The organism is Methanosarcina sp., from assembly GCF_035390745.1.
Taxonomy (GTDB): Archaea; Halobacteriota; Methanosarcinia; order Methanosarcinales; family Methanosarcinaceae; genus Methanosarcina.
Window position 1 is genome coordinate 1 of record NZ_DAOOUJ010000043.1, and the last position, 14,479, is coordinate 14,479.

General features: G+C 46.8%; 8 protein-coding genes. 1 reads left to right on the forward strand and 7 read right to left on the reverse strand.

Annotated elements, in window-relative coordinates; translation table 11 throughout:
• Positions 1 to 239: 239 nt before the first annotated feature.
• The 6 genes from PLL47_RS10300 to PLL47_RS10325 form a co-directional block, all read right to left on the reverse strand.
• Positions 240 to 518 (reverse strand): hypothetical protein, encoded by a 279-nt coding sequence (locus tag PLL47_RS10300; protein ID WP_324446113.1) that lies wholly within the window; start codon positions 516 to 518, stop codon positions 240 to 242.
• Between the two features lie 122 nt (positions 519 to 640).
• The gene (locus tag PLL47_RS10305; protein WP_324446114.1) at positions 641 to 970 is read right to left on the reverse strand and encodes a hypothetical protein; all 330 of its coding nucleotides are present in this window, start codon (positions 968 to 970) and stop codon (positions 641 to 643) included.
• Between the two features lie 459 nt (positions 971 to 1,429).
• A complete protein-coding gene (locus tag PLL47_RS10310) occupies positions 1,430 to 4,423 on the reverse strand; it encodes a type I restriction endonuclease subunit R (RefSeq protein ID WP_324446115.1) in 2,994 nt (997 codons plus the stop codon).
• Positions 4,424 to 4,425: 2 nt separating this feature from the next.
• Complete coding sequence (locus PLL47_RS10315; RefSeq protein ID WP_324446116.1) at positions 4,426 to 5,799, reverse strand: restriction endonuclease subunit S; 1,374 nt, start codon at positions 5,797 to 5,799, stop codon at positions 4,426 to 4,428.
• Positions 5,796 to 6,929, reverse strand: coding sequence for a PDDEXK nuclease domain-containing protein (locus PLL47_RS10320; RefSeq protein ID WP_324446117.1), 1,134 nt, complete (start codon positions 6,927 to 6,929; stop codon positions 5,796 to 5,798). The genes PLL47_RS10315 and PLL47_RS10320 overlap by 4 nt, the downstream gene beginning before the upstream one ends.
• A gap of 153 nt (positions 6,930 to 7,082) precedes the next feature.
• Entirely contained in the window at positions 7,083 to 9,227 is a 2,145-nt protein-coding gene (locus PLL47_RS10325; protein WP_324446118.1) for a type I restriction-modification system subunit M, read from the reverse strand.
• Between the two features lie 525 nt (positions 9,228 to 9,752).
• On the opposite strand from PLL47_RS10325, the gene ppcA reads away from it, so the two are divergent.
• The gene (gene ppcA, locus PLL47_RS10330) at positions 9,753 to 11,333 is read left to right on the forward strand and encodes a phosphoenolpyruvate carboxylase (RefSeq protein WP_324446119.1); all 1,581 of its coding nucleotides are present in this window, start codon (positions 9,753 to 9,755) and stop codon (positions 11,331 to 11,333) included.
• Between the two features lie 477 nt (positions 11,334 to 11,810).
• Here ppcA and PLL47_RS10335 read toward each other — a convergent pair whose 3' ends face one another.
• Positions 11,811 to 14,420 carry a U32 family peptidase gene (locus PLL47_RS10335; RefSeq protein ID WP_324446120.1) on the reverse strand — a complete coding sequence of 870 codons (2,610 nt, stop codon included), beginning with the start codon at positions 14,418 to 14,420 and terminating at the stop codon, positions 11,811 to 11,813.
• Positions 14,421 to 14,479 lie beyond the last annotated feature (59 nt).

A 14,479-nucleotide genomic window follows, 5' to 3' on the forward strand; every position in this document is an offset into this window, starting at 1 on the left:
TAATTTAAACAATTTCTTATTTTACTGGAAAACGTCTGCTATTGTGAGTTTGTTTTTTTCATCAGTCTCATCAAAACTCAAATGTGAAAATTGAATAAAGCAAAGACCCATTTACTCCCACTTAATCCCTGAATAATTCCAGAAAAAAGAGCAACTCATTTAAAAAAATTGGCCTATCATCGACAATAAAAGCCGATGATAGAAACACTTTATATCATTTCTCAGAGAAAGGTTAAGGCTCATACGACTGTTATTTTGTACGTCACTTCCGTTTCAAAGGAAGAGCCATCCGGAAACACCATCTTCCCGTGAATGTAAATCGTATGTTTTCCTTCAGAAAGAGGTTCCAGCATTATCCAGTATCCATCAGCTACTGAGTAACTGGATCCCGGGTGTAATCCGAGAATGTTATCCTTCGGGAGCTTGAATATGAAGAGGTCAGATTCCACTCTATAGTCATCCAAGTTTTTTAATTTCTTGCCATCAACTTTTGCTTCTTTTACCGTTACATACTCCATCTGGTTGTTAGCACAGGCACGTAACTCTTCTTCAGTTTCTCCATTTCCTTCAATTCTTGAGCACTCTCCATTAATTACCGGGAAAAAGAGGGCTTTTCCAGCGGGAATAGTACAGGTTCGTGTTACTTGAATCGGAGACGGCTGCGAACTAATAATGCCTCCAATAAACCATAATCTCCCGACTGCCCTTCGGCACAGAATTCTCCTGTTGTATCTGTCAGAGGATTTCTATCTAAGGGTATTGAAAATGCCCATTTCCACCATTCTGCACTCCACTCCCCATACGTCTTTCCACAAATCACGGAATCCACCGGATAGACTCCGGGGTTTACATCGTCTGCTGCCGCAACCATTGGTGCCAGCACCATTATCCCCAGGATAACTGCTATGAGATTTAGCCGTAATCCTTTCCCATGATAAAATTCTTTTAGTGATTTTACCCCATCAAACATGTTCGACCCTCATATTTTTTTATTGATTTACCCCTCAAAAAAATAAGTTTCCATTTTTCTATTCTTTTCTAAATTTTTTCTGGGTAAGAATATTTTCCATATCAATATTAAACTATTAACATAATATTGCCCACGAAAGTATGTTTCGAAATTAACCTTACCGATTGCTTTTTGTATTCTCGTTTTGATGGAATAATGAGGTTTGCTGGTCTGGTGTTAAGTTTAGAAAATCAGTTCGTAGAAAAGTTCTCAAGGAAAAAACCAGAAATTTGGCCGGCTCAATTTCAGGCAATTTTGCACAAAAGATAATTGTCTCACCAGTGGTGAGAATTTCTCTTTGATATGAAAAAAGTGAAAGTTCAAATGTTTCTGGCAATTTCTGCCGGATTCGGGCAGAATGGAGGGAAATTGTGCAGCAAGCCGCTGCACAATTTTGAGAGTTCTTCACTATATTCACGGTTATTGTGAGTAAGTCCGTTCAAAAATTGCGTCGGTTAGAGTTCTGCGGAAAGATTCATTGTCACTGAACAATTTGAAAAGCTGGGTATCGTCCTTCATCAGTGCAATCATTACGCGAGCAAGAGCTTTGTCATGCTCTATCCTGGCATTCTGTCTGTCCGAGTTTTTCTTCGCGTTCTGATATGCAACGTCTGCAGCAACCCTGGCAGGAATTTCCTCGGTAATCAGCCTGTGTACCCTGTCGCCATCAGTCCATCGGATATTGCCAAACTGATCATTGAAAGTTTTGAGGATATTGCTGAGCCTATCCAGCTCTGGCTCGGGCTTGAATCCGCCGCCTTCTGCCGGCACTGGCTCTATTTCTGAATCTGAATCCGGGAGCTGGATATTCACAACAGCCTGTTTTTCGACACGGTAGCTGTCCATGTCAATTGCTTCAAGGATACCTTTTGAAAGGTCTTCCTCCCTTGGAGCAGGCAGTTTTGGTATCAGGAAGTTGAGGAAGATCGAGAGCTTTTCCCAATCGGCATTCGTGTACGGCAGGATTGAAGCAAGGAAGCCGTAGGTACGGGAGAAAGCTTTTGCTTTGCTTTTGAAGTCAACCTGTTCGTCTTCGTCAAGATGGTATTTGTATCCGGCCACGCAGACATCGAGGATAGGATCAAGTTTGTCTCTATCAGCTCCCCCAAGGTAAAGTTCAACAAACTGTTCTATTTGCTCAGGGGAATAGACCTGATAACTATCAAGATCAGATTTCAGGTCGTGAAGCTTGTTGGGATCAGTCTCATCGCTCAGGATCGTGGTGCGGTAGTAATCCGAAAAAGCATCCTGGATTGTGTCGACGTCGTTCATGAAGTCAAGCACAAAAACGTCGTGCTTTTTAGGATGGGCTCTGTTGAGACGGGAAAGTGTTTGCACGGCTTTGATCCCTGAAAGGACTTTGTCAACATACATCGTGTGCAGAAGCGGCTCGTCATAGCCTGTCTGGAACTTGTCGGCGCAGATAAGGAAGCGGTAAGGGTCTTCCTGTATTTTGTCTTCAATCTGGCTTGATGGAAAACCGTTTAATGAGGCTTCTGTAACTTTTACCCCGCCGTACTCGTGCTCCCCGGAAAAAGCTACGATCGCCTTATAGGGGCTATTGAGTTCCATGAGGTAGTCCCGAAAGGCATGATAATACTGTATGGCACGTTCAATTCCGTTTGTAACCACCATCGCCCTCGCCTGTCCACCGATTTTGTTGAGAGCGAGCACCTGCTCCTGGAAGTGGTCTACCATGATTTCAGCTTTGAGCCGGATGGCGTAATCGTGGCTTTCGACGTACTTTCGAAGTTTCTTCTTTGCTTTTTTGGTATCAAACTCAGGGTCGCTTTCCACCGTTTTAATCAGTTTGTAGTAGCTGTTTACAGGCGTGTAGTACCTGAGCACGTCCAGGATGAAGCCTTCCTGAATCGCCTGCTTCATGGTGTAGCTGTGGAAGGGCCGGTGCTTTATCTTATCTCCATCTTTGTACGGTTCCCCAAAAAGTTCAAGTGTTTTGTTTTTCGGAGTTGCGGTAAATGCGAAGTAGCTGGCGTTGGGAAGCATTTTACGGGCTTCCATCCTCTTTTGCAGTGCATCGTTGATGGTATCTTCAGGATCTTTCTGGTCTTTCGAATCTGAAAGCGCCTCACTCATGGCTGCTGCTGTGCGCCCACCCTGGCTGGAATGAGCCTCATCTATGATAATTGCGAATCTCCGACCACGGTGCTCATTTCCGATCTCATCAAGGATGAACGGGAATTTCTGGACCGTGGAGATGATGATCTTCTTCCCGCTTTCGATGAACTTCCGCAGGTCTCCCGAGCGTTCGGCATGCCCGACTGTCGAGCTAACCTGGGCAAACTGCTTGATGGTGTCACGGATCTGTTTGTCAAGGACACGCCGGTCAGTGATTACGATTATGGAGTCAAAGATTTCCTTATCGTCTTTCTTGAGGCTGATAAGCTGGTGAGAAAGCCATGCAATGGAATTACTCTTTCCGCTCCCTGCCGAGTGCTGGATAAGATAACGGCTGCCTGCCCCGTGCCATTCTGCATGGGCGAGCAGTTTCCGAACAACGTCTAACTGGTGGTAGCGGGGGAAAATCTGCACCTTTTTCTTTTTCCCGGTCTTTTCGTCCTTTTCTTCCACGACCTGCGCGTAGTTTTCAAGGATGTCGGTAAGACCCTGTGGGGTGAGGATTTTCTTCCAGAGATAGTCGGTCTTGATGCCGGCAGGATTTGGAGGGTTGCCTGCGCCGTCGTTGTAGCCCTGGTTGAAGGGCAGGAACCAGGAATTTTTGCCGTTCAGCTGCGTGCAGAACTTCACTTCATGGTCGTCAACAGCGAAATGGACCATGCAGCGCCCGAACTGGAAAAGGAGCTCACGAGGATCACGGTCTATTTTGTACTGCTCAACAGCGTCTTCCACGGTCTGTTTTGTGAGGCTGTTTTTGAGCTCGAAGGTGGCTACTGGCAGGCCGTTTATGAAAAGGCAGAGGTCGAGTGCAAGCTGTGTTTCGTCCCGGCTGTAGCGGAGCTGCCTTGTGACGCTGAAGCGGTTCAGAGAATAGCGTTCTTCTGCTTTTGTGTTTCCCGGAGTCGGAGTGCCGTAAAAGAGGTCAATGTCGTATTTTCCGTGTTTTATGCCGTTCCGCAGCACTTCGATTATCCCGCGCTTTGCAACCTCCCCCTGCAGGCGGGCGAGGAACTTCTGGCGGGTGGGGCTGGCATTTTCGAGGTCAAGGGATTCAGCGACCTCAGGCTGTGTGGATTTGAGGAATTCGGTGAGCTGGACGAGGTCAACAGCGTATTCGCGGTCGTAGTCCTGCCAGCGCCCGAGTATCCAGCCGGTGCCACCGTAGAGAGCGGTCGGTTCTTTGCCCGTGTCTGTCTGCGCAGGGAAGGCTTTCGTTCCTGTCATCGCTTCGACAATGAGGGTTTCGAGTCCCTTTTCGGTGGTATCGGTTGGCATGTTTATTCCTCTTCTGGCTCTCTATCAAGTTCTTCTTCAGCGGTATCTTCTTCATCGGTCAGTTCTTCATCGAGAGCTTCTGTTTCATTTGTTTCTTCTGGCAGGCTCGCCGCTGCTTCTCTCACATCCAGTTTTCCGGTTACAACGTCAGCTATCAGACGGGTGCGATATTCACGGAGAAGGGAAATTTCAAGATATGCTTTATCTATGGATTGTTGAACCTGCTCGGTATGTTGTGAGATTCTCAATACTATCTGCTTCTGTTCAGTTAGCGGTGGGACTGCAATCCGAAAGGCTCCTAAAGTACTCAAATAAATTCCTGGCTGTGCTGAAAATGCTACAGTTGTCCAGAGTGCACGTTGGAAAGCTGGTCCACGAAGGAAAAAAGCAAGATAATCATGAAGTAATTTGTGGCGCTTAGGACGAAACACCGCTAGACTACGTTGAATGTGAAATTGTGACATTGCTGGAACAATTGCTACTTTTCCGAGTGTAGCTCCAACAATTGCTAAAAGAACGTCATTTTGCTGAACAACAAACGAACGGCAAAGCTGTTCATAATCAGAAAACGAAATGAAACTATCATCATCTCTGTTGACAAAGCGACCTCCAACAATGTTTCTAACACTTAAGAGCGGAATCCCTGTGGATTGGCGGGCAGGTGGGAGATGTGTACCATCTCTCAACAAAGAGCATAATCTCTTTAAAGCTATTACTTCCCAATGCTCCGGCACATCCCCCAACCATTCCACCCCCGACGGCTTGAGCTTTACATTAGGATCGAGCCCACGGGTGACGGCTTGATGGATAATCGCCTGCTTCTGCTCCTCCAACAGCTTGATAAGTTTCTTTTTTGCACGGATGTAGCGGCTGATGAGTCGGTTAATATGATCAAGATATTGGGCAATGGCGAATTGTTCATCATTATCTGCTGGATAGGCGACAATTTTCTGGTAGACTTCTTCACGATGGAGACCAGGCACTGCTGAATCATTCGATACTTCATCAAGCCTCAGACAACCAAGTAAATAATAAAGCCACCGAAGGTTAGCATTAGTGAAACGATCATCAATATAGAATGTTGTGTCAATAGCGAATATTCTATCAGCAGAGAAATTTACCTTTCCAAAAGATCCTTTTCGACCAATCACAATACACGGTGAATGAGTATTACTTATTATGTGAGAGCCTACACGTCCATTCGAGCCAAATACAGCTATATCTCCATGCTGTCTAGCTTCTGTAGGCAAGGAATCACCATAAATAAAGCGGCATAATTGCTTCACCCGCCTAACTTCCCAATGCTCCGGCACTTCTCCCAGCCACGGTACGCCTGAATCTTTGTATGCGGGGTAGGGTTTGAGGTTGTGGATCATTGCTCTTTACCTCCCTTATCATACTCGTTCAGTTCTTTTTCCAGTTCCTCAATACTTGGCAGGCTGCTCTCAAGTTCTTTGGGGAGCTCTTTAACTATCCGGGTTTCCCATTCTGCGACTCCGATGGGTTTACTGAGGTCGCGTAAAGCATATTCTACCACGAGTTTGTCCCTGGTCCGGCACAGGAGGAGACCGATTGCGGGTTTGTCATCGGGGTGGCGGAGAAGGTCGTCTACGGCTGAGAGGTAGAAATTGAGCTGTCCAATGAAGGAGGGGTCGAAGGGGACTGCTTTTAACTCTATCACAACAAAGCAGCGCAGTTTCAGGTGATAGAAAAGGAGGTCTATCAGAAAGTCATGGCCTGCAACCTCCAGGGGGACCTGCCGGCCCACAAAGGCAAAGCCTGCACCCAGTTCCAGCAAAAAGTTCTGGATGTGGTCCACAAGGGCCTGCTCCAATTCACGCTCACGACGCAAATCAGCAGTACCTAAAAAGTCGAAAAGATAGGGATCTTTGAACACCTGGATTGCCATATCGGAATCTTCAGGAGGTAAAATTTTCTTAAAGTTGGTGATAGCTTTACCCTGACGCTCGTGGAGTTTGGACTCGATCTGAAGCGAGAGGATATTACGAGACCACCCATTTTCTATCGTCCGGTGGATATACCATTCTCTGGTCGCCTGATCCTTAATCTTGTCCAGGAGCAGACAGTTGTGGAACCATGGAATTTGTGCAGCAAGCTGCTGCACAATTGAGGGGTCTTGCCAGGTCTCAGCAAAAGCCCGCATATACTTGAGGTTACGAGAAGAAAACCCCTTCATGTCCGGAAAAGCCTCTCTCAGGTCTTTTGCCAGCCGATCTATGATTTTCGCACCCCATCCGGCTTGAGATTGCTTTTTCAAGATCATCTGCCCAATGTCCCAGTAAAGGAGGGTCATAGCCGAGTTAGCAGCCAGTACAACTCGCAGGCGTTCTTGCTGGATACGGCTCTTTATCTCGTTTAAGGCTTCAGCATAGTCTTCCGGAAGATCTGAGAGCGGAGGCGCAGCCGGGAATAGAGCTTCCTCTCTACGAAGACCCAGATTCATACGTTCGTCAGGCTTTCCATCCTTTCCGGCTTTATTCGACATAACTCAGCTCCTTCGAAATCTCATTATATTGAAAGACAAAACATGCAGAGCGTAAAAGTATCTGGTTCAATTGTCGCCGCAGTGCAGCGACTATTCCTTCATTAACTAGTTTTAACAGTAATGTATAAGTTTTTTTTACACAGGCTGCAAGCTTCATCTTCCGCCTCTCCCGATAATCTCGTCCAGCAGCCCTTCTGTCTCTTTCTCCAGTGCGAGAATATCTGCGCGGATTTCCTCAAGCGAGCGCAGCGGCTGCGGCTTGTAGAAATAGCGGGTAAAGCTGATCTCATACCCTGTTTTTATGCTGCTTTCGTCAATCCAGGCATCTGCTGCATGAGGCAGAACCTCCCTGCGGATGAAAGCCTCTATGCCTCCTTCCTCCAGCAATGGCACCTGCTCTGTATCCCTGAGTTCGGTATCGGGCTCGTACTCAACAACGCAACGTTTGCCGTTCACAGTTGCTTCAAAGCGCCCATGCAGGGGATCGGCTTCAGCCTTTCCGGGCTTATGCACCTTTTTGATAACAGGTGCTGCAGACTCATCTTTCCTGGCGAGGCTGTTCTGGAGAAGTTTGAGCCTTTTGGCAGTGAGTTTGACTCCGGCTTTGCCTGCCAGAGCCTCAAAAGAAGGAATGAAGGCGTTGAAATCGTTATGTGGACCTGGTCCAAGCTGATCTGCCGCTTTATCGACAAGAGATGCAAGCTGCTCTTCTCCTGCCTCGGTGCAGAGTTTTCTGAAGGCTGCGGTTGCATCCGGTGTGAGGTCAACAGCAAGGCGGAGCGGCCTTTCGACAGTTACTTTCCAGTAGCCAAATGCGGCGTTTGGGAAAACCTTTGACTGCTCAGATTCTTCAAAAGCAAGGAAAGTATCGCAGATTTTCTGGATATCTTCCTCGGAAAGTTCGCAGTTCTTCTTGCCCAGGTTTTTGCGAAGAGGCCTGTACCACTGAGTCGCATCAATAAGCTGGACTTTACCTTTCCTGTGTTCAGGCTTGCGGTTGCTGAGCACCCAGATGTAGGTCGCAATGCCCGTGTTGTAAAACATGTTCAGGGGCAGGGCGACTATGGCTTCCAGCCAGTCATTTTCAATTATCCAGCGTCGGATATTGCTCTCTCCCTGACCCGCGTCCCCTGTGAAAAGCGAGGAACCGTTGTGGACCTCTGCTATCCGGCTGCCGAGTCTGGTGTCGTGCTTCATTTTCGAGAGCATATTGACCAGAAACAGCATCTGCCCGTCGCTTGAACGTGTAAGCAGGGAATACTCAGGGTCTCCTGCGTGTTCGATGGTAAAGCGCGGGTCTTTGATCCCGTCTTTTCCGCCCATTCTCTCGAGGTCGCTCTTCCAGCTTTTTCCGTAAGGCGGGTTTGAAAGCATGAAGTCGAATTTGCGAGCCGGAAAAGCGTCGTTAGAAAGGGTCGAGTACTCAGGCCCGCCAACCAGGTTGTCTGCTGCATCACCTTCTCCCTTAAGCAGCAGATCGGCTTTGGCTATTGCATAGGTTTCAGCATTGATTTCCTGGCCGTAAAGGTGCGTTGCTACCTGTTTTCCGTGGTCCTTTGCAAGCTGTATCAGTTCCTCTTCAGCAACCGTCAGCATGCCACCTGTACCGCAGGCCCCGTCATAGAGGAGGTATGTGCTTGACTCAATCTGGTCGGCGATAGGGAGAAAAATAAGCCGTGCCATCAGTTTAACGGCGTCTCGGGGTGTCCAGTGTTCACCTGCTTCCTCATTGTTTTCTTCATTGAAACGCCTTACAAGTTCCTCAAAAATCGTGCCCATTGCATGGTTGTCAAGGCCGCAGTGCTTAACAGAATCGTTTCCGTTCATCACCGGATTGGGGCTCAGGTTAATCGAAGGGTCAAGAAACTTCTCGATCAACTTCCCGAGTGCATCAGCCTTTGAGAGGCGTGGTATCTGGTTTCGGAACTCAAAATTATCGAGGATGTCCTGCACATTAGGAGAAAATCCGTCAAGGTAAGCCTCAAAATCAGCCTTCAGCTGCTGCTGGCTGGAGCGGGATTTCAGGTCCCTCAGGGTAAATTTAGAAGTGTTGTAAAAAGCCTGACCTGCAGCCTGGCGCAAAGGCTGGTCCTGATTTGTAATCCCTGCACTGTCAAGGGTAGCCTTCATTTCAAGAACAGCCTGTTTTGTTGGTTCGAGCACCGCATCCAGGCGGCGCAGGACTGTCATAGGCAGGATAACATCACGGTACTTGCCACGAACATAGAGGTCGCGCAATACATCGTCCGCGATTCCCCAGATAAAATTTGTGATCCAGTTCAAATTATTTTCACTCATTTTTTAGCCTGACATCTGTTCTCGATTGGTATCATAATGAGAGTTTTAATCAGATTCGAATTTTATTCATTGAAGATTTTCTGTTCAGGTATATCCGCTAACCATTTTAACTCTTGCTCTTTTTCATAATCTTTTCAAATTTAAAGATAGTCTCTTCTATCCTGAATTATTCCTTTTCTTTCAGTTTCTTTATTACTATTGATTCTCGTTTCAATCGCGTAAGTCCTGTTAAATTGAAATTCAGGTAGTTTTGACACTAATATATTTTAGATACCGGATACACAGCACTTTGACAACTGTATAATAAACAATAATAAACAGTTCTAAAGCCGGGACCTTATTGTCAACTTATTGTCAACGAAAACATTTATTATTGAGTAAACATTCTTTCCCGCTATTAATTTGAGATAATTCCAAGGTTAACAATAAGCTTAATAAGACAATTAATCTGGCAGCTGATAGAAAGGACCAGAAATCAGACGGAATAAAAAAGTTGTCCCTTTTAAGCAGTGAGGGTCAAGTTTCATGAGCAGAAAAGCAACCTATCCCAAAGTGATGTGCACGCAGCATCCGGACTCTGCATCAAAATATATCTCCACGCAGGAAGAACCCGGTGAAGCCATTGAAGCTGCAGTGGTATTCGGCTGTGACGAATATATGCCGGATTATGAAGGGAAAGCAACTCCTTACCACCAGAACGTCCAGATTGTATCAAAATTCATAGAAGAAACAGACCTGATACCCGGAAAAGACATTTTCATCACTCCGCGGGCTCCGAGCGCAGTCCAGGAAAACCGGTTCAGGCAGCTTATGGTCATGATGTCGATTGCCGAAGCCAATTATGGAGCACTCGAATACTCGGACGTGCAGGCGATCAATGAGTTCGTACACCCCATGACAGGGACGGTAAAAGAAATCCTTGATGCCCAGCAGCATATGGTAGACGTAGGCGAGCTTGCAAAAAAAGAGTTTGGGGTTGCAATGGATGTCCCTCGTATAATTCCCCTTATAGAGGACGCCCCTGCCCTGCTGCACGCAAAAGAACTTACAAAAAATACAATCCTTTCCTGGGAAGAGCGTTTCGGGGCATCACCCGAAAAATTCAGAGTATTCCTGGGCAAATCTGACTCTGCCCTTTCTTTCGGGCATGTGGCAAGCACACTCTCATGCAAATATGCCATTAGCGGGATTTCCGAACTGAACTCAGAGCTCGATACCGGCACAGGCATCATATTCGGTGCAGGGACTCTGCCCTTCCGGGGGCATCTGAACCTGAAAAATGCGGAAAACTTTTTCAGGGAATACAGGGGGATAGGCACGATCACCCTCCAGTCAGCTATAAGATACAGCCACGAAAAAGGAGAAGCTCAATCCCTTGTCCGCCTTGCAGAAAAGAGGCTTCCTGAATCTGCAGATACCTATTCCAGCGAAGAAAAAGAGGAAATTGTGAACCTCATAGGAATTTTCGGGGCAAAGTACAGCCGCATTATCCGCGAACTGTCCTCCACTATAAACCAGCTTGCAGGGCTCCTCCCCCAGCAGCGGGACCGCCTGATGCATAAAGGAAGCGGCGGCTATTCAAGGAACACTCCCGATATTTCAGGTCTGGTAAGCCTCTGCCGAAGCGATATTGGAAAAGAACTCAAAGCCAGCATGCCTGCAGAAGACCTGAACCTGCCGAGAGCTATAAAGTTCACCGGCGCCCTCTATTCAATAGGCCTGCCTCCAGAATTCATAGGCACAGGCACTGCTCTTGAAGAAGCCCGGGAAAAGCTCGGTGACGATGCCTGCGAAAAGCTGCTAGAGAAATATTTCCCTTCCCTCGTCAGCGACCTGAGTTTTGCTTCCGGATACCTGGACCTGAATGTAGCTTCCCGCTTCATTTCAGAACCCTGCATGAAAGAAGTCAGAAAAGACGTCAAGGTCTTGCGAGATATGTTCAGCCTTAAAGCCCAGCCGGAACCCTCATACCGCATCCTGCTCGAAATGATGCAGCCCGACCTTTTGCAGGCAGGAAAGGACGGAAACTGTATGGACGAAGAAGTCTCGCAGCTCGTATGCTCGACCCTTACCAAAATGGGAAAAATCAGAAAGGCTCTGGGTTAAGGATAAAAATTCCCTTAACCCTACAGAAGCCGGGTTAAAGTAAATGAAGTTGTGAAACCCCCGCCAGTTTGTCTGGCAGCCCTGCACAAAAAGAATAAAAAGATAAAAAGAAGCCTGAGAAAGCAATAAAAATGGCGTAATACTGTTTTTCAGTTATATCTTTTTACTTTTTGAGAAAGGCCGCTCTCCTGCGTCGAGCGGGAAAAGACAGACTCAGTAAAGTGAGTACTGTTGTAAGTGTCAAAGCTTTGATCAATCCTCTCGAACTCAGTTCATTGGTATAATCAATCAATTAACTTACAAATCGGTCCTATTGAACTCAGCTCACTTCTACAGTCCGTAAATTAGTCTGCTTGAGCTAACAAAGCAAGTATTCAAAACCAAAAATTAGTCCTCTTGAGCGCAGCGAAAAGGACCCCGCCCTCCCGAGGCGGAACTCGGGAAGGACAGCGGGCTCCCGAGGCGGAACTCGGGTGCTCAGACTCCCTTAAAATAATGCCCCGTCGTATATTCAACTCCTCTTGCAGGCTTCAGTTTTGCCTCTTTTCCTGCAATCGCCTGTTTATACGCTTCTGTGATCTCTTTTACCTCAGCATCAGTGTTGAGCGAAAGGTCAAGCCTTAGCACGTCCACACCATACCCTTTCATATTCTTAACATACTTCAGCATATCAAGCACCTTTGAATTATAAATCAGTGTTCGGGTGCCGGTGCGTTTGACAGGAAACTCGGAGCCGCTCTGGTCAACAAGGAGCACTTCACTCTCTTTTCTTACGATTTTTCGGTCAACGAGGGGTTTTAAAAGGTCATTTTCCGTAATAAGCATCAATTCCCTGCCGTAAACCAGAATTTCGGTCTGTCCTGAAACCCCGCAGGTCTGGAGTGTTTCACAGACATTTTTGATTTCGCTCAGGTTCAGTTCGCTTGAAAGGGTTGCCCTGTATGCTCCTGCCTGGTAAAAAGTGCTGGCAGTAAAGGCGTTGAAGATATTGAGGTCTTTCTGGGCAACAAAAGGTATGGAAAGCTTTTTAGCAATCTGTGATGCTTCGAGGCTTGAACATGCAACTGTAAAGCCGGCGTCTCTTACTTTTTCCAGCAGGGTTTTTAATTCCTCCAGTTCCCGGTCGTGGGTAATTCTGGGGATCCTGAAAACCAGTTCGATTTTTTCGGCTTTCAAATCTTCAAACCTGTCAGCACTGCTGGGAGACATAAGTACTTCAAAAAATGAAATCGGGATGTAGGCTATATCAGCTCCGGCTGAGGCTGCCTGCAAGAGTGAAGGAATATTCTGCACTTCAACGCTCAGAAGGAGTTTCTTTGAAGCAGTGTCTCTTAACCCTCCCCTTTCCTTTTTCATGCTGGTTGCACTTTTCAGGACTGCTTCATTTTTACTCCCGGCATCGCTTTCTACAGAACACAGGTGATTGAAACCTTCCAGATCAGGGTGTTTCTGCTCTTTTTTATTTGCTTTCAGGATTTTTTCGAGCAGGAGGTCAGCAGCTTTTCGCCTCGTATTTTTCAGCACGCCGACCGGAATAAAGATATTTTCATCAGCTTCTATCTCAACTGAAGCGGCTTCAAAAGGAGTATCTCCAAGGCTCTCCATTGCTTTTCTTATCTGCTCTTCAGTTGTTGGGGCTTTTTCGGCTCCCTGGACGACATATTCATCTTCAAATTCAGCACACAGAGGTTCTTCTGTTTTGCAGCCTTTTCCTCCTGCGTCTCTTTTTTCTTTTTCCTTTCTTATTTCTACCGCAAACCGCTCCCCTTTCCTGGCTTTTGCTTTAAGGCTTACAGGGAGAGTTTTCAGTTTCGTTTTCTGGAGGGCATCAAGGAGCTGAGTATCTGTTGTGAGGTAGAGTTCGTCTCCCCTCTGGACTGCCCTGCCTGTTTTTGAACTTATTTCAAGCCCGACTTTTTCACCTTTTTTTGCGATCTTCACATGTTCGCCTGCAATCGTTACTATGCCTGTTACTGCAGAGCCGAGCATTCTTTCGCGTGTAAAGATGCTTATGCCGTCTTTTACCTGAATATTTTCTTCAAGCCGGACAGTAAGTTTTGTGTTCCCTTTTGAGCGGGAAATGTCCAGAACTTTTCCGAGAAATGCACCGTAGTTTGAGCTGTATTTGGGATGGGATACCCCTTTTTCTCCGAGTATAAAGCCGCGCGTAAATCCCCTGTAAAAGAGTTTTGCAAGCTCGGCTTCCCTTGCTTTGAGCTCTTCTTCTGTCGGGTGTTCTCCGGGAGTACAGATCTTTTCAACTGTTTCTTTGTAGGCAGAGGCACTTGCAGTCACGTATTCGGGCTTTTTCATCCTGCCTTCGATTTTAAGGCTTACAACACCGGTTTTTATGATGTCTTCAAGCCCTGTGAGGGTGGAGAGTTCGGCACAGCTTATGGGATAACTGCCTCCGATATGCCTTTCATCAATCTCCCTGCCGTTTACCAGGAAACGATACCTTCGCCTGCAGGGCTGGGCACAGGCTCCCCGGTTTGCGCTCCTGTCGTGCAGGAAACTGCTGAAGAGGCATTTTCCGGAATAAGAATAACAGAGGGCTCCGTGAACAAAGACTTCAATATCCACTTTTGAACGGTCTACAATATCCTTTACCTCATCAGTGGTAAGTTCTCTGGAAACTATGACCCTTTTTGCTCCCAGCCCTGATGTAAAATCCACTCCTTCTTTGCTGTGGATTGTCATCTGCGTACTTGCATGAAGGCTAAGGTCAGGGTAGATTTCGTTTAAAAGCCTGAGAAGCCCGAGGTCCTGCAGGATTATAGCATCTATTCCTGCAGCGTATGCCCGGTCCACAATATCAAGGGCATGCTGCAGTTCCTTTTGCTTGATAGGAATATTCAGGGCGAGATAGACGAGGACTCCATGTGAATGAGCAAGGTCAATGGCAGCCTCAAGGTCATCAATGGCGAAATTTTTAGCTCCCTGCCGGGCATTGAATTCACCGACTCCAAGGTAGACAGCATCGGCTCCTCCTTTGATTGCACCAAGCAGGGCTTCCTGATCTCCTGCCGGAGAAAGGATTTCCGGGGGAGTACAGGTTAAATTATTATCAGATATTTCAGCAGACATAATGATCAGCAGCATTTCTTAAGGTAATTTTCAGGTAACGGTAATCTTAAGGTAACTTG

What these genes read in the sequence shown, in the direction of transcription:
- PLL47_RS10300 (WP_324446113.1), bottom strand. Translation starts at nt 518, where the DNA reads ATGGAGTATGTAACGGTAAAAGAAGCAAAAGTTGATGGCAAGAAATTA.
- PLL47_RS10310 (WP_324446115.1), bottom strand. Translation starts at nt 4,423, where the DNA reads ATGCCAACCGATACCACCGAAAAGGGACTCGAAACCCTCATTGTCGAA.
- PLL47_RS10320 (WP_324446117.1), bottom strand. Translation starts at nt 6,929, where the DNA reads ATGTCGAATAAAGCCGGAAAGGATGGAAAGCCTGACGAACGTATGAAT.
- PLL47_RS10315 (WP_324446116.1), bottom strand. Translation starts at nt 5,799, where the DNA reads ATGATCCACAACCTCAAACCCTACCCCGCATACAAAGATTCAGGCGTA.
- PLL47_RS10325 (WP_324446118.1), bottom strand. Translation starts at nt 9,227, where the DNA reads ATGAGTGAAAATAATTTGAACTGGATCACAAATTTTATCTGGGGAATC.
- ppcA (WP_324446119.1), top strand. Translation starts at nt 9,753, where the DNA reads ATGAGCAGAAAAGCAACCTATCCCAAAGTGATGTGCACGCAGCATCCG.
- PLL47_RS10335 (WP_324446120.1), bottom strand. Translation starts at nt 14,420, where the DNA reads ATGTCTGCTGAAATATCTGATAATAATTTAACCTGTACTCCCCCGGAA.
- PLL47_RS10305 (WP_324446114.1), bottom strand. Translation starts at nt 970, where the DNA reads ATGTTTGATGGGGTAAAATCACTAAAAGAATTTTATCATGGGAAAGGA.